The sequence below is a fragment of the Legionella sp. PATHC035 genome, from assembly GCF_026191115.1.
GTDB lineage: Bacteria > Pseudomonadota > Gammaproteobacteria > Legionellales > Legionellaceae > Legionella.
Map to the genome: position 1 here is coordinate 2,025,916 of NZ_JAPHOT010000001.1, position 26,790 is coordinate 2,052,705.

Sequence of the window (26,790 nt, forward strand, 5' to 3'; positions counted from 1 at the left end):
TTTGATTGAGTAACCAACTGTACGTATGTATAATTCGCACGCTTTATGAACCTAAATTTGACACATCTTTGAGGCAAATATGATTTTTGTAATTATTGGCGGAGCGTCTGGTTCCGGAAAAACAGGCTTATCGAGTCATCTATTAAACAAATTAAAAGAAACAGGAACAAGCGCGCAAATATTAAACATGGATGATTATTATAAAGAATGCCCAAAGGATGTTAATCTTGAAGACTACCGAAAAAATACTAATTTCGATACGCCGGACATGCTCCATTTAGATTTATTAATCACGCATATTGGCGAGTTACATCAAGGAAAATCGATCACTAAGCCCATTTTTGATTTCAAAACGAACAGTCGCATCGATGAAGAGCAGGTGGATCCATCCGATGTGATTATTCTCGAAGGGATTTTTGCGCAATATTTTTATAAAAAATATTGGTCAGCCGATGTACCGGTGGTTACCGCGAATGTCGCCACGGACAATTATTCAGACATCATCGAGCGCCGTATCAATCGCGACATGAACGAGCGCGGACGAATTCGTTGCGATAGCATCAAACAGGAAAGAAAATACGTTGGTCCAGGATTCTTAAGATTTACTGCGAGCAGTTCCATGGGAGCCGACGTTTACGTCACCAATGAGCATAGCGATGGGATAGACGGGCAGAACTTTATTTTAGATACAGCCGCCGACGAGATTGTTGCCGTAATAAGCCAAAAAATTGAAGAAATAAATGGTGCAGAGACACCAACTAAAAAAAGCGCACCCAATGCCCAAGAGCTTATAGCGAAGAGCCATCTTATCGCGGGAACTTTGTTTCACGCACGTAAATTTGAGGGCCATTTTAGTGGCGTTTTTGGTGATTTTAAAGGGAAATTTGTCAGGGAGTTTACTGAAGAGGAAGAGGAAGAGATTACTGCTACATATAAACTATAGAAAATGGTTATCTGGTACCGTATTGCTACGTTTTTAGCTATTCTGCTTAACTGATACGGGACGGTGTTGTAAGGCTCTAGGAATGTGGAGGAGCAAATCAAAGGCACTACAACACCATCCTGACAATGGAGTAATCTCTCTTCGTACCAGCCATGGAGTGAAGAGAGATTTTTTTCTTATGGAGAAATAAGATATATTAAGCGTTTAGTGTGCTGCATCCTTGCAGCGAAGTACATCCCATGTACTGGTCCCTTAGTTTGACTTCCTGTCAGACGAATCCGTGTCATCCCTTTGAGTTAAGTATAGCCTTTTGGCTGTTGTTGTCATTGCGCGGATGGAGCAACACAATGTAAGAAATGTCTCAAAGAGGAGGTCGTGTTGTCTTAGACAGACTCTTAGGCTCCTGTTGCGTGATGCAATGGATTCCCCCACCTCCGGCAAATACATCCAGCGCATCAATTTGTGAAATATGATAGCCTGGATATAACTGCGAGAATAATTGATAGGCTGCCTGGTCGTGTTGTGCGTATCCAAAGGCAGGCATGACGATTCCTTTATTGGCCAAATAAAAATTAATGTAGGATAAAGTTAATCGCTCGCCATCAAGATAAGTGGCTGGTGGTTGCTCGACCGTATAAACTTCAAACTTTCGTCCTTTTGCGTCAGTCGCAGATTTAAGAATTTCCAGGTTCTCATGCAAGGTTGCATAATTGGGATCTTCCTTATCATGAGTAATAAGGCAAAGCACTTTGCCGGGGGCAATAAAACACGCGATTTCATCAATATGACCATCGGTTTCATCCCCTAATAACCCCTTGTTTAACCATATAATTTTCTGCGCACCCAGAAAGTCATACAAATAATTTTCAATTTGTTGTTGGCTGAGTTTGGGGTTACGGTTTTCATTAAGCAGGCATTCACGCGAAGTGAGTATGGTTCCTTCTCCATCGACGTGAAATGAACCACCTTCCATAACCAACGGTGCCGAAAAGGCTAGGGCATGAGTCTGCTTTATGATTGCTCCTGCAATTTGGTTATCCAGCGCACAATCTTGATAGTTACCACCCCAAGCATTATGTATCCAATCAACTCCCGCTAAATGTTGGTGCTGATTTAATAAAAAAGTAGGTCCGGTATCTCGGGTCCATGAGTCATTAATAGGGAGGGTAAACAACGTAATTCCATTACCACACATGCTTTTGGCTAATTCTTCATCCCCTGGATTGACCAGCATAGTTACTGGTTCATACTGGGCTATAGCTTGAGCAACCCGTGCGTAGGCACTCCGGGCCTTTGGGAGGCCAATTTTAGACCAAGTTTCAAGATGACAAGGCCATGCCATCCAACACCGCTCATGAGGATGCCACTCAGCGGGCATAGAAAATCCACTTTGTTTTGGTGTCATCTTATTTTCTCCGAATATGTTCGTCTAAATAGGTTAATTGAGAAAAAATGCTTCTTAATTCATTTAAATACAAAAGCGTCGTTTCTTTAGGTAGTTCTGCATGAATTAATTGTTTCTCATAGGATTGGACTAATTTTTTGGTATCAAAATGAGCGAGGTTCAGCACATTGGTTACGGTGTCGCCACTGACCAAATCATTCAGTTCAAATTGCCCGTCGTCAAAGAGTTTGACATCCAAGGAATTGGTATCCCCGAATAAATTATGCAAATTACCTAATATTTCTTGGTAAGCACCTACCAAGAAAAAACCTAGTGAATACGGATTGTTGTTGTCGTATGGAGGAAGCATTAGCGTTGAGTTCACACAGGAACTACCGAGGTATTCTTTAATGGTTCCATCTGAATCGCAAGTTAAATCTTGTAAAACACTGTGCATATACGGTGTTTGGGTAAGCTGTGAAATTGGGGCGATAGGAAAGATTTGCCCTATAGCCCAAGCATCTGGAATCGATTGGAAAAATGAGATATTACAGAAGACTTTAACGGCCATATCCTCATTAATTTTTGCCAATAAAGTTTCTTCAGAGGGGTTTTCTACATTCAGGCGTTCTTTCAGCTCCATGCATATATTGGTATAAAATGCCTCTACTTTAGCCTTTTCCTGCAAGCTAATCACCCCGTGCTTGAACAAAGAATGAGCCTCATTTAAGGAATGTTCCGCATAGTTATATATCTCAATGGGTGAGCTTGCCGTAATTGAGTGATACGTATCATAGATATCACGGATCACATGGGAGTCCTCATCAGTAATTTCTGGAAGTGAGGGCGATTTATTAATAATTTCTATATCACTAATATCCGAAATTAACACGGCATGATGCGCAGTTAATGCGCGCCCTGATTCTGAAATAATATTGGGTTCGGGGACATTTGACTCCTGACACAGATACTGAATGGCAAGGAGAATATGGGTAGCATACTCATGGATGCTGTAATTCATGGAGCAGCCGTGATTGGAATGAGTCCCTTCATAATCCACACTGAGTCCACCACCGACGTCAATGGTATCAATGGGTGCATTTAATTGACGCAGTTCGACATAGTATCGGGACACTTCCTGCATGCAGTGGCGAATATCGTGAATGTTGGCAATTTGTGAGCCCAGATGACAATGCATCAGCTGAAGGCAATCGAGCATATTATGCGCTTTTAATTTATTAACCAACTCGAGAACTTGTTTTGCGGTAAGGCCAAACTTGGATTTGACCCCGCCAGTATGTTCCCATTTCCCGGCACTTTTACTGATTAGGCGGATACGAACACCAAGAGAAGGTTTTACTTTTAAGCGAGCTGATTCCTTTAAAATAATATCCAGTTCCGAGATTTTCTCGATGACAATAAAGACCTTGTGTCCCATTTGCTGAGCAATCAGCGCTGTGCGTATGTAATAACTGTCTTTATAACCGTTACATACGATCGTACTGTGTTGTTGATTGCCCAACATGCCAATTACCGCCATGAGCTCAGGTTTCGAACCCGCCTCCAGGCCGATCGAGTGATTGGGTGATTTCAACAGCTCGCGAACCACGCTTTGTTCTTGGTTCACTTTAATGGGGTAAACCAGCTTGTAATGCCCTGTATACTCATTTTCTTCTATGGCTTGCGTGAATGCTTCATAGATACGGTGTACACGGTCATGTAAGATGTCAGAACAACGGATGAGCAGGGGAAGATGGAGTCCTGCTCTGCTTGCCTCATTAACAATCGCTTGCAGCTCAACACCTGGTTTCCCCGGTGCTTTGCTTATTTCGATATTCCCTTGAGCATTAATACTGAAGTATCCCTCACCCCAGTTGTTGATGTTGTATAAATTTTCTTCAGGTGATGCACTGATGTTCATAAGTCGATTTTCCAAAGGCATTAGCGTGATTTGACAAGATCATGGTAGGTTGAAGGCTCTCGCTGCTGAGCAAAGGGAAATAATCTTCCCCACAATGCGCGCTGGCCAAAGTCGAGTTCGGCTACTAATACTGCGGGTTTATCTCGAGATGCTTGCGCTAAAATTTCACCCATAGGCGTACTGATGAAGCTGCTACCATAAAATTCTAATCCGTCTTCACAACCAATTCTATTGGCGGCAATGATAAAGGTATTACTCATGATCCCTTGGGCAACCATAACCTTTTGCCACATAGGCTGTGTATTGACTTCGGGTGCCGTAGGTTCACCACCAATGGCAGTGGGGTATACTAAAACTTCGGTGCCTTTTAAACCATAAATGCGTGACAACTCTGGAAACCATTGATCATAACAGGTCGGTAAACCCCATTTATGTCCAGCAATTTGGTGGACTGGATAATCAGAATCTCCAGGTTTAAAGTAGAAATTTTCATGGTATTTTTCCCCACTGGGGATGTGTTGTTTGCGAGTGATTCCAATCAGCTCGCCTTTATTGTTATAAGCCACAGCGGTATTGAAGCCGGCTTTTTCGAATAGTGAGGCGGTGATGCAAATATTGTGTGCTTTAGCCATTTGACTGACGAATTGAGCCGTAGGTCCTGTATGGATGTCTTCCATAAATGGGCTGGGATCTACATTCGCGCGCGTACAGAAATAAGGGCTCAGGGTAAGCTCTTGTAAACAAACAATGGCCGCTCCTTGTTGTGCGGCGGCATTGATTCCGGACGCTAGTTTGTCTTGATGTTCTTTAGGGTTTTCATGCCATTTTTCTTGCACTAAGGCAACAGTGAGTTTTTCGTGAGTCATTAATATCTCTCTTGAAATTAAGGATCAAAATAAAGTGCCCTTACTTTGTAAGGGCGGACGAGTTTAAAACGGAGTGAAATGAGATTCTTCAAAATATTCTTCCTCTTTATTTTCAGATGAGCTATCACGGGACAGTTTTTTCTCATCATCAGCTTCACTACTTAAATCAAATTGCTCCATAGACAGTGATTTTTTGGGCGGTGTTGGCGAATGATTAAATAACCCATTTCGATTACTGGCTTGAGACTCATTTTTCTTTTGTTCAGAGCTTTCTTTTTTATTTATAGCATCGACAATTAACTTGAACGGATTCGTTTCATCAAAAGCTTCGGTATGCAGTAACTCCAGGTGGCGTTTGACTGATGAGCGGCTGACAGATTCTAACGCACACAATTTTCCGGCAATTGATTCTTCCCGGCCTTTTAATAAGACACGAAACATATTGACGAACATCCTGCAGCCATCCCCATCATAATCACGGCTGGTAAAAAATTTATCTGGAGTATCACCTAATAACAATTGTTCAATGTTGCGACGCAATAAAAATGCATGATTCATTTTTTCTTTGAGAATACTCTTAGGGAAAGCGATTCCCACATTAAAAGCGATTTGATGGCGCTCTTGCTCAGGAACACACAAAGCCAATCGTTCTGCAATTTCTGACTCATTGCAGTCTAATAATTGCTTGGCAAGCGCACTAAATTGAAAGAAAGGTGCAGGATTAAATTCTTTAGCTGAAAACAAAGCATGGGGTGATTTATTTCGAGGATCGAGTAAGGAGTTGATGCGTTGTCTCACTTGGTATGCTTCAGTGATGACCGAGTGGAAATTCCCCTCTTCTTGAATGAGGCCGCCTAACGCTTTGATGTGATGGCCATATTGTTTGAATTTTGCTTCCGGGCAGGCGGCGATTATTTTAGTTGCTATGGCAATTTTTTCCTTTCGACTTAAGGTCTCAAAGGTCTTAGCATTCTCGGCGAGTGCATCACCATCGCTCAAATGTTCATAGGGATTTTCTAGGGCAATTAATTCTTTATAAGTAAATACCATTTAATCCTCCTTAAATTAAGATGAGAAAGGGTACTGAACAATAATACAAAGGAGCTACTCCCTGGGGTCTGTTGGCCACTCCACTATACTGTGTAAAATCATGTCATTTTGACTCAAGATAGCGAAATTTAAACAGACCCTATAGTAACGGATTAAAATCGAACTGTCATGAAATTAATCTAAAGTTTTCTGAAAAAATGTCGAATAAGTGATCAGATGCATGTTTTGCCTTTAAAAAATACAATAACAATAAGGAGTAGGCAATGTCTAAAACTCATTTATTACAAGACCCTTTCTTAAATGAATTGCGTAAAGAGAAGGTGCCCGTATCCATTTTTTTGGTCAATGGAATTAAATTGCACGGAATTGTGGATTCGTTTGATCAGTATGTGGTAATGCTGAAAAATTCAATTACACAAATGGTTTACAAGCATGCGATTTCCACAGTGGTGCCGTCACGTGCCATAAAAATGCCTGTTGAAGAAGAAAATTCCGGACATGAAGCTGCTGAGGAAGGCTAAATGAGGTTATTCACCTTAAAGCAAAGGCGAAGGTGGTCGTTCCTGCAGAAACAGAAAACCATAGCCACTTTAGCGCAAATACTCATACAAGAATACATCCCCGCCTTGCGGGGATGATCCATTTACTTGCAAACTGATTAAAATATTCCATGCTTTAACCTGCCAGCTATTGGATTACCTGGCTAGAGTGAGAATTTGCAGAACAGTAAAACTCAGTTAATGAAGCGTTAATAAATTATATTCTATAATAAACATAAATTACCCACGTTTATTAACTTTTGGTCGGGGATATTTCTATGGTTTCTAAGGTATATTTTGTTCAAGGCGTCTTCTCAGAGGTTTATAAAGCTTGGGGACACGCATCGGTTTTAGAAATTATCCCTAAAGACGACAATAAACAGCTCGAAATGGATCTGTATGGGCGTGTTCAAGTGTTCCGAACTCCCGGAATAAAAGAAAAATTAGTACAACGTTATTTTCAGGAGCAGCATGGTGCACATCCAGTTAGAGATTATTATTATCAGAGTGATCCAGATGGCGGCGCCTTCAGATTTTTAATGGGGGTAGTTCCTTTTTTCGATCAGGGAGACCCAGATAATGATAGCAATTTACCTGTTTATGGAGATGCTCGTGCGGCTTACCTTGACACAGAAAAAGAACCAGCAGCTCTCTCCATTTTTTATCGCAAAGATAAACCCGATCAATGGTTGATTACGGTCGTTAAAAATACTCATTTGCCAAAAGAACAACGCCAAGTGTATCTCTTGAGTTCAGTCGATCCGAAATCGTTTATGATTGATGATTCGATACCTGTAGAGGAAGGTGAGTTGAACGCAGTGCCCGCATACTTGCAGAGATTGCGAGATGTTGCAGATTTGCCTGCTGAGTTATCGGGTATAGGCGAAATACTCAATAATATTTTGAATGCAGACGGAACAATCAAGGAACACGCCGATTTGCTTACTGACCTATTCACTGGCAGGCTCTCGGATGAAAAAATCGCCCTCTGGCCAGAAGTCCAATCCGGCATAGTTGAGTACACCCTTTATGTAAAATTAGTAGGCAATTCACTCCATTACATGATCAAGACATCTGAGGGGCTAATCAAGGATAAAATAGCGCTAACGGATATAAAGAGCTTTGATCACCAATTAGCTTTAGGCGAGCAGCTGCAAACGATAAAGAATGATATTAGGGAAATCACCTCTAAAAGAGGCCACTGGCCTGTAACATTTGATGAAGATCCGGAATGGATGCAACTTTTGAAAGGGCCGGATGTTGTGGATAAAGAGGGTGCTGTTGCTGAGGAGAGTGCAGCTACTACAATGATGAACAATCCTTATCTTATTGCGTTACACTCAATGGGTCCCACTGCATTAAAGATAAGTAAGGAAGAAATTAAAGATTGCCTGAACAAAGAGAGTCAATTAGCAAAAAATCTGCAATCCATTCTGGATGACGAATTATTAAAGAAAAATCCGAACTTTCAAAAGGAACATTTTGAATTAGTCCATAATCTATTCCAGCTACAAAGATCAGATTTGTGGTCTGTTTTGAAAGCGGACACCGAAGGATTCATTAGATTTTTTAACGACTTGGCAGATAAAGACGCTAGGTTGTTGAAGTCCATTTTACAAAAGGAGCAAGGGATAGATTGTCTACATTTAATCCATAAATGCAAGACGCCCCATTTGATTTTTGATTTACTGCAGAGCGGGGATGAGCGAGAACAACTTATCGACGATCTGATAGGACTTGCTCAATTTGCTGCGGTAGCAGCACGCAATGTACCTAAGAACCAATACATCTTGTCGTTATCGTTTCAATTTGTATTAAAATATCCAAATAGAGTCTTAACAGACAATCCCGCTAAATTTTTAGAAGATATTATCCCAAGACCTAATGAGTTTAACGAAACTCGTTTGCAGCAATTTTGTACTCTCAGAAAGCTGATTGAATTTTTGAATAAAACCCGAGGAATTGAAAAGATAAAACCAGAATTATTGTTCCCATTTTTATCTGCGAATTTAGACAATAAGGATTTAATCACGTCCGTTCAAGAAGCTTTTGCAAAGCTAGATACTCTAAATGTAAAAAATTCAGAAGCTTATGCATTAGTGCTACGCTCTGCAGTGTTTAGAAAAATCGTTGCTGATTTAAAAGCGGATGAAGTCGAGAAAAGTGAACAATGCATTGAGTTGGCAATAAACCTCGACAAGATGGGTCAATTAGGCACTTACTCGGTATTATCAGACGACTTAAAAGTGGTGAAAGCTTTTAATCAATTTGCAAGACATGAAGGACTAAAGGATATTTTAGTTGCCACAATAACCGGGCAAGGTGCAGCAGCATGTAAACCCATATTAGAAAATGAAATATTAAGCGTCCTGGTTGCGGCAGATATAAAAGTGTCACAAGAACAAGCAGCTAAAATTCTGAATCCAAAGTTGTCCTTACCAGAGCAACTTAACGAAATTTTGAAAAATAAGGACTATGATCCGCCAAAAAGAAAGATATTATATCAATTGGCTTTCGATCTCGATGTGCTAGGCGCTCCAGAGGCATTTAAAGAGCTTGCCCAGAAAGACAAAAAATTTCTCGATTTACTTCATCAGTGTAGTGTTGTACCTGAATACCGCGAATTATTAAAGTCAATGTTATCGGGTTATGCATCAGGATTATGGATGCTGGAGTTAATGGCTTATAGCGATGTCCCCTTTTCCCATTTTGAAGAACATTTAAACAAGCCAGCTAGCACTTTGGATGATGCGTTAAAATGGGTTTATCGAAATAAAACTTCCCCGGAAGTTACTTCCGTAGCGATAGAATTTTTATTTAAAAAGCCTGATCTGGAGATTGGGGACCTCCGGTCTGTGATAGAGTTTTTGCAAGACACGCCTAAATGTGCTGTGGCGAGAGAAAGTATGGTCGATTTTCTTGCTGCTCATTTTCAAGCTCAAGACTTACTCTCTAGAGTTAATCGGGTTTATAAAAAATTCGCTGCACTCGGTGAAGTAGATAATAAATTCTATACATTGGCTTTAAAAGAGGAGCGCTTTCGCGCAATAGCCGAAGCGCTCCCCCCCATTGGTGCGGAGCAGGATTGTGGCTTTATAAGAACCGATGCAACTCCCACGAATGATGTACTTGGGACTTTTACTAGCCCCCAATATATTCTGACTAAGGAGGGCTTTTTTTACTATAACCCATCTCATAAAAAACTGCTGTCTATCGATCTTGAAAAAGCGCAATGGGAAGCATTAAACAAAAACTTTCCTCAGACGATTGCTAAATTAGCGGAACGGGATTTTAAACTACTTACAGAAACTGCTCCTATTAGAGAGCATAATAAAAACCTAATTGAGCTAGCAGAAAGCTTGCACTCGCAAAACGCTTTAGATAAATACTATCTGATAGCGTCGAGCACTCGACTTGCGTCCACATATGTTCGATTTATTAAAAATAACTTCGCAAGCATTGGACGCGAGTTGTTCAAAAGAATTGCTTCTATGGATTATGATCTCGAATTAATGCCTGAAAGCGATGAACCGGAAAAACATACGACTCTTTATATTAAAGTAGTGGAAGATTTATTCCACTATGCGGTTAAAACTCCTGAAGGAGTGGTGAAAAAAGGCATAATTGCTACAGGCGAGGTAGACAACTTCAAGCCTGAGCAGCCTCTAGTTGAACAGCTTGAGAACATTAAGAGTAAAATTCTGAACATCACCTCAGAAAGAGGCGATACCCGCTCTAAGGTTCTCAACCTATTAGAGAATAAACATTTAATCGCTTTAGTTGATGCGTTCGTAGGTCCCTCTGAACCGCAACTGAGACATTTATTAGATTCGAGCAGTGACAAATTTAAAGCGATGGATATTTTACTCTCGCTTAAGCTAGATGTCGCAAAGACAGAGGCTTATCAATGGGCGATTATCGATACCTCTACGGCAAAAAATTTCCGAAAAGTTTTATTTCAAATCAATGAAATGCAAGGCATCTCAGTCCAAACTAAAGCTAAAATGATTGATACTCTTTGTTCGCTGCAGCTTGGTTACGTTCCAGGAAAACCACATATTCGTGATAGAAGAGATGCTTTTAGCTTGTATTTAGGTGATGACACCAAAGGTAGGCGATTTAGAAGCAGTATTACTCAAATTGAAGAAACTTGTACTAAAATAAAAGCGCGCTGGAATGCAGAAACAGCACCGGCAAACGCTAAGGCAAAAGCTAAGGCATTTCAAAAAGAAGAACAAAGCTATCGAAAAGGCTTATATGAGGCAGTCTTCGATAATCTGCATCAACCCATGTCTAAAAAAGATTTTGAGGGCCGGATTGAACAGGCCTCTCAATGCATGTTGTCTGTTGTTGATGTGCGTCGTCGATCTTGGATAATAGCCGTTATGGAAACTTTGGCTGAAGCTTTAAATATTGCTTTTGGTACAGGAATAAGCCGTTTCGCTAAGAGTAAAACCTTTTTTACTCGCACCGCATCTGGCCAAGAAGTTCGTAATTTAAACCACTCTCTTATAAAAGAAGATCCCAAGCAGGATAGTAAGGGTGATAAGGAAGAAATAGAAAAACAGATATTAGACGCAGCTGATACTAATCTTCCCAAAGTTCTTTAATATTTTTAAACAGAGCCATAACTCGACCGTTTGTACGTAGGCCAATTTTTTTGGCCTATGATCAAATGGTGTTTTTTTTCTTCTTTTGAGATAATACTACCATTTTTAATGGCGCTTATTTTTGTAGACTCGAGCTTGAGAGTCTCCAGGTCGCTGAATGATAATTTAAGAGAGGAAAAGTAAAAATACATTATGTGCTAAAAGCCTTGGGTCATAGAGAGGCCCACTTTCAATTGTTATTCCTCAATTGGAGTAATAAAACCTATTTTTTGGAGAACAACTGAGTGTTTGAACGTCCTCAAGGTGGTGAGCGGGCAGTATTGGTGCAATTAGCCCTACCGGGAATTGATGCGGATAAAGCATTGCAGGAATTTGAAGAGTTAGCTCTTTCAGCAAATGCGGACATTTTGGATTGCGTTTTAGGCACGCGGGCAACTCCAGATGCCAAGTATTATATAGGTAAAGGGAAAGCAGAGGAGATTGCGCAGCTGGTTAAAGCGCTGGATGCAGAATTGGTGCTGGTCAATCATGAATTATCCCCTTCACAAGAGCGAAATCTGGAGCGTTTATTTGAATGCCGGGTGGTGGATCGCAGCGGTTTGATTCTTGATATCTTTGCTCAGCGTGCACGAACTTTTGAAGGAAAATTGCAAGTCGAGTTGGCTCAATTACAGCATTTATCAACGCGTTTAATCCGTGGTTGGACTCATTTGGAACGCCAAAAAGGGGGTATCGGCTTACGAGGGCCTGGTGAAACTCAATTGGAAACCGACCGTCGATTATTGCGTGAACGCATCAAATACATTAACAAGCGTTTGGAAAAAGTCCGCAGCAACCGGGATCAAAACCGTCAGGCCAGACGCAAAGCTTCTTTGCTTACTGTATCTTTAGTCGGTTATACCAATGCCGGTAAATCCACTTTATTTAATGCCTTAACCGGTGAAAGCATTTATGTGGCGGATCAGTTGTTTGCGACATTAGATCCTACGATGCGTCAACTCAACTTACCGGGATCTTCCTCCGTGATTTTAACCGATACCGTCGGATTTATTCGTGATTTACCGCATCAACTAGTAGAGGCCTTTCGTGCAACCTTAGAAGAGACTCAACAAGCGGATTTATTGCTGCACGTGATCGATATTTCTGATCCTCATTGGCGAGATAACGTTTTTTCGGTGCAACAGGTTTTGGATGAGTTAGGGGTGCATGATATTCCCATCATTCTGGTATTTAATAAAATTGATTTAAAAGAAGGGTATCTGCCGAAGGTAGATTATCAGGAAGGGAAATGTAAAGTATGGATCTCCGCGGCATCCAATTTGGGACTCGATTTACTCAAAGAAGCAATTAGCACCCAATTGCATGGGGCCGTTCTTATTGAAAACGTAGTGCTTAAAGCAACTCAGGCAAAACTACGGGCGCAACTTTATGAATTAGGTTCGGTTTTAAACGAATCGCATAATGAAGACGGTGATTGGCTGTTGAAAATTCGCATTACTCAGGAACAAAAACAACGTTTGTTTGTGGAGAATACCTCATCCCGGACTGAGTGATGGATCTTCCATGAGCTGGATACGCAACAAAGGGACTCTAATCAGAGGACCCTTCGCCGTATTCCCCACAGGATGAGCGGTTGGTATACTAATTTATGCTTCTTTTATTGCTGAATCCAAGGTTTTTATATCTTGGCCGCCATAGAGCGTATCCACAAGCTCTCCCTTGGGGTTAATCACGAAGGTCACTGGCACGCCAATAATGTCGCCTAAGCCTAAAGCCAGTGCTGGATCGGATGCGAGTGAGGGATACCGAATATTGAATTTTTGAATCAGCTTTTTTTGTTTATGTATGGGTAGGCCATCATAATTCACGGCGAATAATACAATGGGGTCTTTTTCATGTTTTTGATAAAAGCGGTTTAATTCAGGAATTTCATCAATGCAGGTTTTACACCAACCCGCCCAATAATTAATAAGTACCCACTTCCCTTTTAGAGAAGAAAAAGGAATGGTGTTGCCTAGGGTATCTTTAAGAAGAACATCTGCCTGACTCAGGGATGCGACGCTCATTAAGATAAATGCGACAAATAAGTTCTTTATTTTTGAGTTCATAGTTATCTCATGCTGTATTCGGAAGCTATTCCATTCTATTGTAAGTGTTCAAAGGAAAAAATATTTTTTTGGTACTATACCAAAAAAAGTGCTCAAAATCGCTCGGATTAACGAATTTCATCGTAGCCTGATTTACGCGTCGCTAATCCAGGCAACAATTATAAGCTCCACAATCATGCTCGCTATGAATTAGAGCGCTAGAGTAGATCATGAGGGGATAATTTGGGTATGATGAGGGCCTTTTCAAAAAGGCTGAGCTCCTATGGCAAAACTCTATTTTTATTTTGCAGCAATGAATGCAGGGAAAAGCACGGTTCTCTTGCAATCAAGTTACAACTACCGTGAACGTGGCATGAATACCCTATTATTTACGCCATCCATAGATAATCGATATCAACATGGTGCCGTTCATTCTCGTATTGGTTTATCGGAACACGCCTTTATTTTTAATCGAGATGACAATTTATACCAACATGTCCTCGCCCAAGCAAACGACTGTGCTTGCGTTTTGGTTGATGAGGCCCAGTTTTTAACCCGTACCCAAGTTTATCAATTAACGGAAATTACTGATCAACTCGGGATCCCCGTTCTTACCTATGGATTGCGTACGGATTTTCGCGGGGAGCTATTTGAGGGAAGCCAATATCTTTTGGCGTGGGCGGATGAGCTTGTTGAGCTCAAAACCATCTGCCATTGCGGACGTAAAGCAACGATGAATTTACGCTTAAATGCCGATGGTGAGGTAATCACTGAAGGTGATCAAGTCATTATCGGTGGTAATGATATGTATTCATCAACGTGTAGAATCCATTTTAAGCAGGGAGAACCAGGAATTACGCGAGCGATAAAAGAGGCATCGATGGAGTGCGTTTGAGCAACTAATTCTCGCTATTTCCTAAGGGGATCGTTACTTAAACAGGGTTATTTCATTTCATCCCAGTTGCAATAAGATTTATAATTGCACGGTACTATCAAGTCCTTGTGAAAAAACAGCTTTTTTATGCGGATTTGATTCAATTATCCATGCTGCATAGTCTATGAGTTCTGGAGAGCCAATGGCAATTTCATTAGGAACATGTTGCAATACCATGGTTTCTTCAGTTGCTTCATAACCTTCAATGAGTTTTCGGTACTTGGCAGAGCCCATCAGCGTAGAAGCATCTGTGAGCGTTAAAATTCTACGGTCAGCGGGTATTAGTCCTAATGCCAGTGCGCGTTCATTCATTTTTTCGAATTGTTTGGGGAACATCGCACCCTCAGCGGTGGCCGTTGAGGAAACCTCAATTGACATAACTCTTGGGCGGTATTCGGGGTTTATCACCGTGGTCGTTTCTATTTCTCCAGCCTTAATAAACCCATTGAGCCCTTTCAATAAACGCCCAGCAGCTCCTTGTACAAGGACCATGCTATGCACATCCGTATCAAATATTGGACGCCAATCATCCTCTTGGGTCGCTCCCAAAATTGCTGTGGTTTCATTATTTCCCTGTGCTAAATCAAAGATATCTTCAACTCTACGAAACTCTCCAGGGTCTTGCTGTCCATTAAGTAGTTTTTGATAATATTGAAATGTTTCAATATCAATATGTCTTGCGGTTTGCGGACGAATATAGACATAGGGTAAACACATGGAGGCAATGGCTCCTTTCGCGCTGATAAGTTGAAACCCGATCATATATTCTTTAACGGTGTGTGGATCGGGTGAGGTCGAAAGAAAAGCACTACTTTTAGGGTCATGGATGAATTGAGCGATATTTAAAATAAAAGGTCTTGAGGCATAGATCCCCGCACCCAGTCTTCCATCTGTCGCAATACATAGTGGCTCTTTAAATCCTGACATCCCTCGATGAATCATTTTGGGGGGTAAGGTAGTACACAGCTCAGAGTAATCGATTGTTGCTTTTTTAACGGGCACTTGCTCCATAGCTTTAGGTTGGACTCGGGCAGCATTAAAAAGTTTTCCTACTCCGCCACGATTGGTAACCAGCTTTTGAAGCACATGGCGGCATGGACTTGGTTTTATACTTCGCACAACTCGCTGTCCTTTACTTAACATGATTGGCTCCTCCATTCCGCTTCAAGGTAATGTGGTAATTTTAATTAAACTGCCTATTTTGTAAGCATAGCAGAAAATGATTTGTTTAAAAAATAACCGATCTGGATTGGCTTATATTATGCGATGACGGGTCTTAGCCTCAATTGACAGAAGTCTTAGAACGGGAGCTGGTCCAGTAACAGTAAAGATGTCTATAAACGGAGTGAATTAGCAGGTATTCTTGGTGGGATATAGCGTGTTCCAGCAGTTGGCGGTGACTCTTCAGCTGAATAATCTGGGACTAGCGATAACTTTTTTTAGATAATGTGCAGCCGATAATCTTAGCCTGACTCGCTGCAGGTTAAGATTATCCGGGTTCTCTTGGCTAAGGTGTACAATTTTGATCTGGCAGGTCTTCTGCTTCTATCTTGTCTACCGAATAGTTAAAAATACTTTTGATGACCAAGGGGGATGGTTTTTTAGCGGATGCTGCTTCTACGGATACGGAAGATTCCATTTCTTTTGATGCAAGTGGATCCACCGGGACAGAAGCGGGGACCTGCAGAGCCTGATTTCGCTCCATTACCGCTTTTATCTGCATTAAATCCGGCAACAATTCAAAAATGAGTTCAATAATTTTTGGCGCCAAGACTTTTTGATGGTGAAATGCGTGGGGCGAATTTTTGTTTAAATTGATATCTTGAGTTTCCGTTAACGGATCTCCATGTTCTATATAATTTCTCAAATTTCTTAATGCCTCGTAACCTAGGGTTAAGGGTTTTGATCTATGGGCTTCAGCGTACCCTTTAATTGTATCGAGATGCTGTAAAAGTTGTCCGGCATTATATTCTAGAGCATCACTTAATTGATGGTTAGAAGCCAATAATTGGACCAGATCAGGGTGTCCCTGTCTGGCATGATATAAGTCCCAGCTTTTCATATCTTTATGAGGCTGACCGATAACCAGGTAACCCGTTTCCAATAAAAATTCTTGCATGTTGTTTAATGCTTCAATGGCTGCATCGACTCTTTTCAGTGGAGTAAGGGTATGTTCTCGAACTGGAGTTGCCATAAGCTGTTTGGCCAGTTCACGTATATGGTCTAGTCCAATAAAAATACTTTCCCTGGCTGCTCTACGTAACGCTGCTTCATTTTGTTCTTGCAATCTTTTTTGTTCTCGTTCAACTGCTGTAGTACGTGGTTTTGCCGTGGCATTCGTGAGTATTTGTGCCATTCTCTTATATTGTGACTCATATTCAGTTTTTTTGAACTTAGCGAAGGGTTGTAACATCTCGCCTATTCTTTTTTTACTCGGTATTTCTGCTGTCCCATCAAAAATTTGATGACATTCTGTAATCATTTCTTGTGGATTAGGAAGAGTAATCATTTGTTTGAGTAATTCAGACTTGAGTAATTCAAAGAGTATAAAAAACTCATCTTCTTCTTGTTGAGGTATGCGGCGTTCGGGAGCGTCAACAACAACTTGTTGTTTGCTTTTAGCTTTTTCTTGCGCCAGTTGAAAACGTTCTTGTTCTACTTTAAGGACGCTCGCCCAAAATTTCTTGGGATTCTCTTGATAGACGCCATAAACTTTTTGACGTGATGCAATAAACTTTTGCACTCTTTTAAATAGGCTGTACATTTCCTCTGAAGCTATTGTTTCCAGCTTCTCTTTATCTTTTAGCAAATTATCAATAATAAATTTATTATTCCCTTCATCTTGGTGACAGATGCCATCACGAAGGGTGATTAATGCCCGAAAATCAATTGTTTCATCAAATTCCGTAAAGTCAGATTTTTTGCCGGTTAACAACTCTCCGATGCGCTGAAATCTTTTTAGCAGCGCATGTTGTCCTGCTTTCGTCGACAGGTCGAGTCTTCGGCGATATTGTACTTCAGGAGGTAGGGTCGTAAATAAAACTTTTATGCCGGATGCTCCGAATACATTATCCACTTTTTCCTGGTCGTATAGTTCTCCTTCGGTATAATTCACTAGATTGAGTAAGTCAATTAAGTATTTAGTTTCCAAAAAGTAACGCGTTATTGCTTTTACATTAGGTAAAATCAGCGGTTTATCTACAGTGGGGGTGTCGGGTTTAAGTTCTTTAGTGAGCAGTGATTTAAAAAATTGATCTAAAGCATTTAACTCATTCAATACGGAGGGTATTGCTTCTTCCACGAGCTCTTCTCTATCTGAATGCTCTTGAAACAGCGAGTTTTCGGCATCATCAAAACGCAAATCAGTTATTGTTTTTTCTAAGGCGAAAAGAAAAACCATTTCCGGGGTTGTTTTTGCTGTTGCACCACCAAGTTGCTCAAGAATTATCCAGCTTAAAGGTTCAAGTTGTGCCTTGTGCCTGCTGCGTAAAGATCCCGATAAGTTACTAATAATGACAGAAAATCGATTAATACTCTCTCTGATATAATCAATACGTCGATAATAGAGGACTTCCCTTTCGAAAGGACTGAGTTTGCAATCAACAAGAGAAGAGTCGTTTAAATCATTATGATATTGCTGCAGGTGTCTTAAGATGTGTAAAAGGCAGATGAGACGTTTTATATCGAATTGAGCATTTTCTTGGTCGGTAAGGAATGAGTTTTTTGAAGGGAGTGCCTTAAATAGGGCATCAATCGATTCACGATCCTTCTTATAGAGCGCATTTTCATGACTTGCGATTTTATAAACCGCATTAGCGATGAATTGCATCCAAACTGGTTTTAGAAATTTATTTGCATTGGCGTTCGCCTTTTCCAGCAGAAAATGGAGCGTATAATTTTGATTCGATATTGTATAATCGATAGGGCCTAGGCCGTTTTCTTTAATGTCGACATCCAAACAAAGAGCGTCCCGGTTTCTTATCAATACAGCCAATAACTCCGTAAGAATGGTATCTTGCGGGTTGCAATTTTGGCACCCCTGCAAAAGAGCTTTGTGATATTGTTTTTTATGAATTAACTCCAAAATCCACTGATGTTGTTTGGTTGTCTTTATTTGACTTATTTCAGCAATTAAATCGCTATGTGCATCTTTTTTCGGCATAGACATCACCTCGAGCTAATGGTTATTTTTTTGCGCCTTTTGTTTTATTAAATGCAGCTCAAAAACTAAATATTATTCAATATGGTCATTTTGGTGAATGTATGATGCAATAAATCGGTTTGCAAGGTTTATTTTTAATTCTATGGATAGCTGTATGGGCTAAATGTAGCTTAAAGGATGGAATCGTATATTAAATGCACAAAAAGTGATTCTGGCCTACGATTTATATGAATACGGTCTGATAGTTTTTGAGCTATGCTATATAGCAGTGATTTGTAAATTAATTTAATGGGTGTATTAGCGAACATGGAGTGTTTTCATGAGCGAAATTAAAGTCGAGCGATTAATTAAAGGTATCCTTGTGCGTGAAGGTGCTGGGGTGAAATTACATCGCTATATAGGCATCGAGAGAAGCAATGATTTTGAGCCTCTTCTCTTACTTGATTATTTCAATAGCACGGATCCTTTGGATTATATGGCGGGGTTTCCTTCTCATCCTCATCGTGGTTTTGAAACAATTACTTATTTGCTCGATGGTAAGATTACCCATGAAGATAATAAGGGACATAAAGGAGTTATCAGCGCGGGAGATGTGCAATGGATGACCGCTGGAAGAGGAATTATTCATTCTGAAATGCCTTCAGCGAATGGTCGATTACATGGTTTTCAATTGTGGTTAAATTTACCTGCATCTGAAAAAATGCGACTTCCTCGTTATCAAGAAATGCGAAGCGAGCAATTACCAGTGGAAACACATGATTCAGGTGGTCAGATCAAAGTCATTGCAGGCGAGACGGATCAAGGGACCATTTCTCCAATTACCGGGATTGCCACTCGACCTTTATTATTCGATATTATCTTGCCACCAGGGGCGAGCGTAGAGCAACATATCCCCAATGATTATCAAGCGATTCTTCTGGTTATTTCAGGAACCATTCGCATTGGCGAACAGTTAGTACAGCAGGATACCTTAGCAAAACTTGGTGCTGGGGATACTTTGCTTTTGAAAAGTGATACTGCAAGTCAATGTATTTTGATCGCTGCTGCGAGAATTCATGAGCCTATTACGCGTCATGGGCCTTTTGTAATGAATACCCAGGAAGAAATAATACAAGCGATGGATGACTTTCGCAGTGGTCGCTTTTAATCTGAACTGATTTTACTCTGCCTGTTTTCAATCTCCGTTATCCCGTGTGCAACGAGGAATCCCTCACCGCAGATGGGATGAAGTCTACTCCTTTTAATGATACCGCCTGGGCTCAATCTGACGAGTTGCAAACAACTGCTGAAATTTGGTCTAAAATTGGATTATTGGATAAAAAAACGGCAAGTTAATGGAGTAAAGCCTGTGCACCCAAGAAAAGAGCAATCTGCCAAAGAGATCTATAGGATTGTAGACCAGTATTGTGAAGCAAACATGCACAGTAAATACCGATCCAGTTCAGCAATCTCTCTGGTCTTAGGTATTTCAGATGTTGATGCTCAGAAATTAATTAATAAAATTATAATTGCTTTACCGGATTGTTTTTTTTATTTAGCAAAGCCAGAGCGCATTAGTGAGATGGTAAATTTTATTGCCCAGCAATATTTACTTTTTCAAGCGCAAGAAAACGTTAATGATGAGTTGTTTTCTAACTTACTTATTAACTTTGTTGACAACTTAGTCGAAGAAATCATGCTTCGATATTTTTCATATGCTTGACCAGGTGATTTATGACTCGAGAAGAAATAATTCAAGGAACAGGACTTAGCAGCGAAGATTTAGATGCATTATTTTTGCTGAATAAGTTAATGCACCCGGATAACCCTGGTCGGGGGCTCGAGTTAGGAGGCAAAGAAAAGGAGAGGGTTGTTGCTTTTTTAGAAAAAGCGATAGGTAATTTGGAGCTCAATAGAAAAATCCTGGAGTTAGGGAAACTGAAAGAGCACGATACAGGAATTAGTTTTGCTGTGCTTAAGACTCTAAGGAATTTAACCTTTAAATCAAGGCATTGGCACAAAACTCACTTTGATGATCATGACAAAATAACCCTGTCCAAATTAGGTGCTTTAGCAGATTTAGCCTCACTCACTCATGATTTGGCTGTATTCGAATCCTCAGGCATCATCAATGATAGCGCTCGTTTATCCCAGCTTTATCATGATGCTCACTGGGCATTGAGATCGGGATTCTCTAATGATCTTGATCTTTCTTCTAATGTGATGGTTTTTGAGATTAAAGCGACGAAGGGTGGTGCGCCTATGTTTTTTCATACAAAGTACCAAAAGGATGCGTTTGTCTTATCTGAATTTCTTTATAGCGAGGAGTATCGGATTAGGCTAGACAAATTAATTGAGAGTGATGCAACAAAAGAACTTTTAAAAAAACATTTAGGCGATGATTGGTTACAGCAATTGGAAAATAAATTTCGAATAATTCAACGAGAAATGCATGATGCACAGCTAATGGGACCTCATCAAGGATTGGTGCATCAAGATGACACGGCTCAAGAGCTTTTTCGTGCAGAGGACAAAAGCCCCGTGACGCTTATTTGTTCTCCATTTGTCGGCATATCTACCCTCGCTACGGTTAAAGAATTAAATGTACAGTTGATTGAGGAATTAAACGGTAAGGGAGTGACGGATATTCCTCCTCTATTGCAATTACCTGTTCATGAAGAGGTAGAGGCTTTGTCCCCCTCTTGTTTTCTTGATGCCCTGGATAAATGGAACGCTTTGGAGCGAATACCCAGAACACGGTTGAGTGGGGCTAAAGATGAGGGCGAAGAGGAGCATCCGTCCCATCAGCCTAAGTAGAAGAACCCTCACCCCCGACCCCTCTCCCGCATGCGAGCGAGGGGCTAGGGATGAAGGTTATAATCAACCAGCTCAAATTCACTTAAGCCACTCAGTTAACAACGACTCCATTGTTTTGCGAGCGCTTTTTAAAGAATCTGAATCAAGCGAAGTGGGACTATGCAAATCATCGCAATGAGCCGCTCCTTCAATCAATTGATAAGTCAATTTAGGATTAATCGCATTGCCGTTTTTTTCTGCCAAAGACAGCGTAGACCAGGGATCATTTTCTCCATTCGTGAAAAAAATATTAGAAGTTAGAATATCCATTAAGGGAAAATAAAGACTGTTATTTAGTTCTGTCGTATTCACTGGTTGGGTTAAACCGAACAATCGTTGACATACCTTATGATGATAATCCAGATTAATTAATGTAGAACGAGTCGAACGCGCTGGATTTGGGTGGGCATTTTGCCAATATCCATACTCCTTGCACGATTGGTAGTACCATTGGCGCATCCCTAAGCCGTCTTTATAATCACCTGGATTTTCACTCATGGCGCCTTGTGCGGTCATTTCCACCGCACTGACATGCATGTCTTTATATAATTTTTTAGCGAACTCTGCATAACCTTGAAGTGGTGTAGGGCTGGTTGCCAAGCTGGAACAAAATGCATCGCGCATTCCATATTGCACTGCTGCAGCACCGGTATCAGCAATCAAGTATAAAAAGTCGACTGGGTCTGCAACCGCTGAGGCATCAAATAGTGATTTCATGTGCGCCCACTGTGCTGCATCATTCAAGCTGGCTTCCACTTCACTGACCACCTCACGCATTTGACTGGCGCAATCTGACCCTGCAACCTGGGTCACGTGGGCATCATATTCAACGAAATCTTCTTTTGCCATCACGGGTGCTGACGAGGCCAAAGCACCTACCACCAGATAGGGAAATTTTAAACGATAATAAGCGGATAAAGAGCCGGGGTAAGAGCCCCCAAACGCGACCCATTTGCCATTCCAGTTTCTTTCATTTTTTAGATGGCGTTGAAAATAGGCCAAATCGTCTAGCGCTGCTTCCGTAGTTAAGAAACGTAGGCTTTGAGTGGATAGTGAATTGAAAGGCAAACTCTCGCCATAATATCGATGTTCCAGGGCAACCAGTTTGGCATGAAACTTTTGTGCGTAATTTCTGATTGCCCCATTTAATGCACGTTTGGTACATGCCGCTTCACCGCAAATATAAAAGAATACAGGGGAATCATCCGTGAGGCCGTAGGATTCATCGATGTAGTAGCGCTGTGAAAAAGTACCCACTGCAGGGTCATTATGATCGATCAACTGCTTAAAGTATGCGACTCGAATGGTTTTGTCGGCAACCAGGGGTTTTTTTTCTTCTTGTCTTTTTTGTACATAGCGCTCTACTATTCCTGCGTGAACTGCAGAAAAGGAAGTACAGAGACTTAGAAAAAGCACAGCATATTGTTTAGCAAACATACTATTTATCCTTAAAGTGATTGTCTTACGTTAAGCTGGGGCAATGATTCGAACACAACGAACATTGTTTGTGTCCTCCCTGAATTCGGTGCCTTGGGTACTTTGTTGACTACCAAAAAACTCCTGATACCATGCAGAAGAGGTTGCATTATTGGATTCCGTAGAGCTCCAATATCGGCCTGACAAGTCAGTCAAAAAGCCTAAACTATAGAGGTTGGAAACAACATTCGGGAACCCACTAGGACATCCCGCATCGCTGCCATTAGGTAAATTGGGTTCATAGATTCCAAGCTCACAAACTGCAGGTAAATACCAGGTTCCTGGCATGACGGGACCGGTATTGTCATTTTGAATGCGATAACATAAAGCTGCCGCATTATTCGTCGCAAACTGACCATAATGATTCACTATTTGTTGTGTATTACATGAGCCGTCAGTAGCACCGTTGCATACATCAGGAGGATTATTCGAGGTTTTAGAGGTTTCAGTGATGCCGGCTATAGGGAACGGTGGCGATGGAGAGTCATCACTCCATAGGGATGCTGAATCAGCATTTTGTATTACATACATACTGGGGCCTTGAACAGAGTATATCAAATAATCAAATATAGAAAATGCTAAGGCTATTGTCGGAGGAGAGCTAATATTATCCCCGTTAACTAATATCCCACCCTGAGCAACATAACCAGTAAATGTATTGGAAGTTATCGTTAAGCTGCAGGAGCCATTTCCTGGGATAACACTACATGTGGTACTGCTCACCGTTGTCCACGCCGGGGGTAGATTTACGGTCACATTATAGGCTGGATTGCTGGTTAGGTTCATGACCGTAATACTGACACCTACGGAATCGGCAACGGGAATAATTGCAGTCGCAGGAACTGAGATTACCGTGGAGGGAGTTGAACTGACATTAATGGTTATTGGAACTGAATTTGAGGCGTTGCTGGCAAGGATTGTTGCGGTGGTAGTGCCCGAACTGGAATTCGAGACGAAGGTGAATTGACATGAGGCATTGGGTGCTAGATTCGAAGGACAATTGTTTGTTACGGAAATACCTAGATTAGGAGAGGCTAATGTAGCCTGTATATTACTCGCATTTGCATTGCCAATATTGGTCAAGGTGACGTTCTGAGAAGCCCCTCCAAGGGCTAAATTGACTGTAGTGGGGGTGGCACTTAGCCGTGCTTGCGAACCAGGGCATGCCAAAGCGCTCATATTAAAAAAAGTTGATGTGGTATTGGTTCCTTTCACTAATACATTAGGAATTAAGAAGGCTACTGAAGTATTGGTAAAAAAGGAAATGCTGCAGCTTTGCCCAGGTTGCAATGAGGCTGGGCATCCATTGTTTTGCACGACATAATTAATAAAATTACTGTCGGCAGAGGAGGCGTGTATATTTTTCGCCACAATTCTTGAATTGTTCGTGATCGTAATCGTGCCAGGTTTAGAGAGGCATTGAGGTAAGTTTTGACTAATTTGAATCACACAATTTTGCAATGAATTAGAACAATTTTGTACGGTAGTCCCAACATGAATGGTTAATGAGGCTTTTTCTGTTATTTTAGGAGATTCCTGCGCCCATAATAGCTGTGTCGGAACAATAAAACAGAGAACAAAGTATAGGCTTCGTAGTGTTGAGCGACTCATGAAATCATCCTTAATTAACGGAACGCGTTTTTATGCAACCATATACAGAGAGCATCTTTTTTGCAATAGTATGAATCGATGTGATTGAGTGTAACCAAGAGAAACTCATAGTCAGTAAAGAAGACGCCACACTTTAAGATTCAACAGAAATGCTTTTTCAAAATTAACTCATTTTAATAAGCGCATTTTGCTTCTATATTTTCTGGATTCTATGAAAAATAAACGTGATAATAGGTTTTTTTGTCATGCATTATAAAACCCGATTCTTTTTAATAAATAATGCAACTCATTAAGGATAGATGATGACCATTGGTAATAAGTTAAGTGTACTTTGTTTTTTAATTGTTGCCACCCCAGTGTTTGCCTCACTCAGCCCTCCTCAACCAGAGACGAACACCGCGTCATTGAGCATACAGGTCAATGGCAGTAATAAAAATGCTGTCAACAATTGTTCGCCCTCATTACAAAATTGTACGATTCAGATAACTCAAAAAGATTCAGGCTGTTTGTCTCAACCGGGGTCGATTACAATTACTAATAAGTCACGAATTAATGCGATGAATATTGCTGCCTCATCGACTGATTCCAATTTTAATACCTATGTGGTGCAAAATAATGGTTGCCCTACTACCTTGCCTCCAGGAGGAAATTGCACGATTTCTTTTTTTACGAATGCCCCAGTAGCCTTTACCGTGCCCAATGTGATTGTCAAAGGAACCAATACCAGCACCACACTTTTTAACATTCAGGCTTTTCAGTGCGCGCCTACATTAGGCGTCAATCCAGCGAGTTTTACCACGACTATCGGTGGTAGCCAGCTGGTGACGGTAACCAACTTTGGAAATACAACTGCACGTAATGTTACGGCATCTCCAACAAGTCCACTTAGCGTACAAACCACAACGTGCGGTTCCAGTTTGCCCCCTGGGGCCTCATGCCAGATAACGTTTAATGCAACAGGAGCAACGACACAAAGTATTCCTATCCAGGGGAGCAACACGAATACAATCAGTTTACCGGCTACGGTGCTTGGCGCAGTTGCCGGAGCACCAATTCATTTAACTTCAGTCGCTGGAAATGGACAAGCGACACTGACATGGGGGGCGCCTACAAATACAGGCGATTCCCCCATTACAAGCTATACCATTACCCCATTTGTTGGCACTACGGCACAAACGCCGGTAACAGTGGCCAGTTCTGTTTTAACGACTACGATATCGGGTCTTACTAATGGAACAACTTATACTTTCACGGTGGTCGCAAATAATGCCAGTGGCAAAGGCCTCGCTGCTTACAGTGATTTTGTTACTCCGAACTCAGGGCTGGTTGTTAATCCATCCACTCTGGCACTTTCCGGGCTGGGTGGAGGCGCTCCAAGGACATTAACTTTAACCAACACAAGTAATCAAACCATTACGCTGAGCGGTGTGATCGGACCAATTCCAGCATTACCTGGATCAGCAACTGTTTCTATAGACAATTGTTCCAGTGTTCTTAATTTATCTCCTGGAGCCTCGTGCTCAATGACTATTGATCCAGGAGCTGTTGCCACCTCCACCTCAAGTTGTACTTTAGGAAGTTCACCGTCACCGAGTTCAATCATATTTTTTCCGGTGGCAGGGTCTCCAGCAACTGTGAATATTGTGATCTTGGGTTATGGATGCATCTATCAAAGTGGTTATCTTTTTTCAATTGACGACACAACACCTACTACAGCCAGTATCGGTGGCATTGTAGCCGCATTAAGTGATCAGGTATCACCCGCGACTGGCATTACTTGGAGTCCCGGTGGGATAGATACGCCGATTTGGGGGATAGGAGACTTTTCCAGCCCCACTTCGCCCTCTCCTAATGCTACATCCACTTATCCTGCCGTTCTTAGTTTGGGACAGGCGAATTGCGATGGTCCAGATGATGGATTTTGCAACACCAGTAATATGGTTACCTTCTTTTCAACCGGTAATACCTACTCCGCCGGCGTATGCCGAGGCATTAGCGATGGGGGATATTTAGATTGGCATTTACCGGCAATGTGCGAATTAGGGCCATTTAATCCCTTTGGTCCTTCACTATGCACTTCAGGCAGCACGAATATGCTCAATCAATTGTTCCTACAGGGTATTGGTGGAATAGCTGACCCTGGTCAATACTGGAGTAGTACCGAATCATCTGATGTGGGCATTTTTGCCTGGAACAGACTATTTCAAACGGGCTTTCCACCCAGTGAGCAACTGCAAAATGGGAAGAATTTTGCGTTTGGTATTCGCTGTGCTCGTAATTTGGCAAATTAGCTAAAACAGCAGGGTTATTAGCCCTGCTGGTTCTAAATTTAATTAGAGGCTTAGGATAAAGGTTTTCTAAGCCTTTAGCAG

Annotated in this window: 18 protein-coding genes; 9 read left to right on the top strand and 9 right to left on the bottom strand. The window is 41.2% G+C overall.

Going from position 1 to position 26,790, the window contains the following annotated elements; translation table 11 throughout:
- The first annotated feature begins 79 nt into the window (after window positions 1–79).
- On the top strand, window positions 80–943 hold the full coding sequence (locus OQJ13_RS08925) for a uridine kinase family protein (RefSeq protein WP_265710514.1): 864 nt from the start codon (window positions 80–82) through the stop codon (window positions 941–943).
- A 361-nt stretch (window positions 944–1,304) separates the two neighbouring features.
- On the opposite strand, the gene OQJ13_RS08930 is transcribed toward OQJ13_RS08925, so the two are convergent.
- The 4 genes from OQJ13_RS08930 to OQJ13_RS08945 all read right to left on the bottom strand — a co-directional run bounded on the left by OQJ13_RS08930 (window position 1,305) and on the right by OQJ13_RS08945 (window position 6,164).
- The gene (locus OQJ13_RS08930; RefSeq protein ID WP_265710515.1) at window positions 1,305–2,348 is read right to left on the bottom strand and encodes an agmatine deiminase family protein; all 1,044 of its coding nucleotides are present in this window, start codon (window positions 2,346–2,348) and stop codon (window positions 1,305–1,307) included.
- 1 nt (window position 2,349) lies between these two features.
- Window positions 2,350–4,248, bottom strand: coding sequence for a biosynthetic arginine decarboxylase (gene speA / locus OQJ13_RS08935; protein WP_265710516.1), 1,899 nt, complete (start codon window positions 4,246–4,248; stop codon window positions 2,350–2,352).
- Between the two features lie 20 nt (window positions 4,249–4,268).
- Complete coding sequence (locus tag OQJ13_RS08940; protein WP_028381429.1) at window positions 4,269–5,114, bottom strand: carbon-nitrogen hydrolase; 846 nt, start codon at window positions 5,112–5,114, stop codon at window positions 4,269–4,271.
- Between the two features lie 63 nt (window positions 5,115–5,177).
- Window positions 5,178–6,164, bottom strand: coding sequence for a lpg0008 family Dot/Icm T4SS effector (locus OQJ13_RS08945; RefSeq protein WP_265710517.1), 987 nt, complete (start codon window positions 6,162–6,164; stop codon window positions 5,178–5,180).
- A gap of 263 nt (window positions 6,165–6,427) precedes the next feature.
- On the opposite strand from OQJ13_RS08945, the gene hfq reads away from it, so the two are divergent.
- The 3 genes from hfq (at window position 6,428) to hflX (ending at window position 12,866) form a co-directional block, all read left to right on the top strand.
- Window positions 6,428–6,685 (top strand): RNA chaperone Hfq, encoded by a 258-nt coding sequence (gene hfq, locus OQJ13_RS08950; protein ID WP_265710518.1) that lies wholly within the window; start codon window positions 6,428–6,430, stop codon window positions 6,683–6,685.
- Window positions 6,686–6,981: 296 nt separating this feature from the next.
- Window positions 6,982–11,313, top strand: coding sequence for a hypothetical protein (locus tag OQJ13_RS08955; protein WP_265710519.1), 4,332 nt, complete (start codon window positions 6,982–6,984; stop codon window positions 11,311–11,313).
- 284 nt (window positions 11,314–11,597) lie between these two features.
- Window positions 11,598–12,866: a ribosome rescue GTPase HflX gene (gene hflX / locus OQJ13_RS08960; RefSeq protein WP_265710520.1), complete on the top strand. Its 1,269-nt coding sequence runs from the start codon at window positions 11,598–11,600 to the stop codon at window positions 12,864–12,866.
- A 93-nt stretch (window positions 12,867–12,959) separates the two neighbouring features.
- Here the strand turns inward: hflX and OQJ13_RS08965 are convergent, their stop codons facing one another.
- Entirely contained in the window at window positions 12,960–13,421 is a 462-nt protein-coding gene (locus OQJ13_RS08965) for a TlpA disulfide reductase family protein (RefSeq protein ID WP_265710521.1), read from the bottom strand.
- Window positions 13,422–13,683: 262 nt separating this feature from the next.
- Between OQJ13_RS08965 and OQJ13_RS08970 the strand changes: the two genes are divergently transcribed.
- On the top strand, window positions 13,684–14,295 hold the full coding sequence (locus tag OQJ13_RS08970; RefSeq protein ID WP_265710522.1) for a thymidine kinase: 612 nt from the start codon (window positions 13,684–13,686) through the stop codon (window positions 14,293–14,295).
- Between the two features lie 78 nt (window positions 14,296–14,373).
- Here OQJ13_RS08970 and OQJ13_RS08975 read toward each other — a convergent pair whose 3' ends face one another.
- Window positions 14,374–15,477: a hypothetical protein gene (locus OQJ13_RS08975; RefSeq protein ID WP_265710523.1), complete on the bottom strand. Its 1,104-nt coding sequence runs from the start codon at window positions 15,475–15,477 to the stop codon at window positions 14,374–14,376.
- A gap of 364 nt (window positions 15,478–15,841) precedes the next feature.
- The gene (locus tag OQJ13_RS08980; protein ID WP_265710524.1) at window positions 15,842–18,496 is read right to left on the bottom strand and encodes a hypothetical protein; all 2,655 of its coding nucleotides are present in this window, start codon (window positions 18,494–18,496) and stop codon (window positions 15,842–15,844) included.
- A 319-nt stretch (window positions 18,497–18,815) separates the two neighbouring features.
- Between OQJ13_RS08980 and OQJ13_RS08985 the strand changes: the two genes are divergently transcribed.
- The 3 genes from OQJ13_RS08985 (at window position 18,816) to OQJ13_RS08995 (ending at window position 21,292) form a co-directional block, all read left to right on the top strand.
- Entirely contained in the window at window positions 18,816–19,643 is an 828-nt protein-coding gene (locus tag OQJ13_RS08985) for a pirin family protein (RefSeq protein WP_265710525.1), read from the top strand.
- Window positions 19,644–19,844: 201 nt separating this feature from the next.
- Entirely contained in the window at window positions 19,845–20,198 is a 354-nt protein-coding gene (locus OQJ13_RS08990; protein WP_265710526.1) for a hypothetical protein, read from the top strand.
- Between the two features lie 11 nt (window positions 20,199–20,209).
- Window positions 20,210–21,292: a hypothetical protein gene (locus OQJ13_RS08995; protein WP_265710527.1), complete on the top strand. Its 1,083-nt coding sequence runs from the start codon at window positions 20,210–20,212 to the stop codon at window positions 21,290–21,292.
- A 78-nt stretch (window positions 21,293–21,370) separates the two neighbouring features.
- On the opposite strand, the gene OQJ13_RS09000 is transcribed toward OQJ13_RS08995, so the two are convergent.
- Both OQJ13_RS09000 and OQJ13_RS09005 read right to left on the bottom strand, forming a co-directional pair.
- Window positions 21,371–22,768 carry a S28 family serine protease gene (locus OQJ13_RS09000; RefSeq protein ID WP_265710528.1) on the bottom strand — a complete coding sequence of 466 codons (1,398 nt, stop codon included), beginning with the start codon at window positions 22,766–22,768 and terminating at the stop codon, window positions 21,371–21,373.
- Window positions 22,769–22,798: 30 nt separating this feature from the next.
- Complete coding sequence (locus OQJ13_RS09005; RefSeq protein WP_265710529.1) at window positions 22,799–24,418, bottom strand: hypothetical protein; 1,620 nt, start codon at window positions 24,416–24,418, stop codon at window positions 22,799–22,801.
- Window positions 24,419–24,717: 299 nt separating this feature from the next.
- On the opposite strand from OQJ13_RS09005, the gene OQJ13_RS09010 reads away from it, so the two are divergent.
- Window positions 24,718–26,709 carry a fibronectin type III domain-containing protein gene (locus tag OQJ13_RS09010; protein WP_265710530.1) on the top strand — a complete coding sequence of 664 codons (1,992 nt, stop codon included), beginning with the start codon at window positions 24,718–24,720 and terminating at the stop codon, window positions 26,707–26,709.
- The last annotated feature ends 81 nt before the right edge of the window (window positions 26,710–26,790 follow it).

Coding starts and splice junctions, on each gene's coding strand:
- OQJ13_RS08925 (WP_265710514.1), top strand. CDS start 80: ATGATTTTTGTAATTATTGGCGGAGCGTCTGGTTCCGGAAAAACAGGC.
- OQJ13_RS08930 (WP_265710515.1), bottom strand. CDS start 2,348: ATGACACCAAAACAAAGTGGATTTTCTATGCCCGCTGAGTGGCATCCT.
- speA (WP_265710516.1), bottom strand. CDS start 4,248: ATGAACATCAGTGCATCACCTGAAGAAAATTTATACAACATCAACAAC.
- OQJ13_RS08940 (WP_028381429.1), bottom strand. CDS start 5,114: ATGACTCACGAAAAACTCACTGTTGCCTTAGTGCAAGAAAAATGGCAT.
- OQJ13_RS08945 (WP_265710517.1), bottom strand. CDS start 6,164: ATGGTATTTACTTATAAAGAATTAATTGCCCTAGAAAATCCCTATGAA.
- hfq (WP_265710518.1), top strand. CDS start 6,428: ATGTCTAAAACTCATTTATTACAAGACCCTTTCTTAAATGAATTGCGT.
- OQJ13_RS08955 (WP_265710519.1), top strand. CDS start 6,982: ATGGTTTCTAAGGTATATTTTGTTCAAGGCGTCTTCTCAGAGGTTTAT.
- OQJ13_RS08965 (WP_265710521.1), bottom strand. CDS start 13,421: ATGAACTCAAAAATAAAGAACTTATTTGTCGCATTTATCTTAATGAGC.
- OQJ13_RS08970 (WP_265710522.1), top strand. CDS start 13,684: ATGGCAAAACTCTATTTTTATTTTGCAGCAATGAATGCAGGGAAAAGC.
- OQJ13_RS08975 (WP_265710523.1), bottom strand. CDS start 15,477: ATGTTAAGTAAAGGACAGCGAGTTGTGCGAAGTATAAAACCAAGTCCA.
- OQJ13_RS08980 (WP_265710524.1), bottom strand. CDS start 18,496: ATGCCGAAAAAAGATGCACATAGCGATTTAATTGCTGAAATAAGTCAA.
- OQJ13_RS08985 (WP_265710525.1), top strand. CDS start 18,816: ATGAGCGAAATTAAAGTCGAGCGATTAATTAAAGGTATCCTTGTGCGT.
- OQJ13_RS08995 (WP_265710527.1), top strand. CDS start 20,210: ATGACTCGAGAAGAAATAATTCAAGGAACAGGACTTAGCAGCGAAGAT.
- OQJ13_RS09000 (WP_265710528.1), bottom strand. CDS start 22,768: ATGTTTGCTAAACAATATGCTGTGCTTTTTCTAAGTCTCTGTACTTCC.
- OQJ13_RS09005 (WP_265710529.1), bottom strand. CDS start 24,418: ATGAGTCGCTCAACACTACGAAGCCTATACTTTGTTCTCTGTTTTATT.
- OQJ13_RS09010 (WP_265710530.1), top strand. CDS start 24,718: ATGATGACCATTGGTAATAAGTTAAGTGTACTTTGTTTTTTAATTGTT.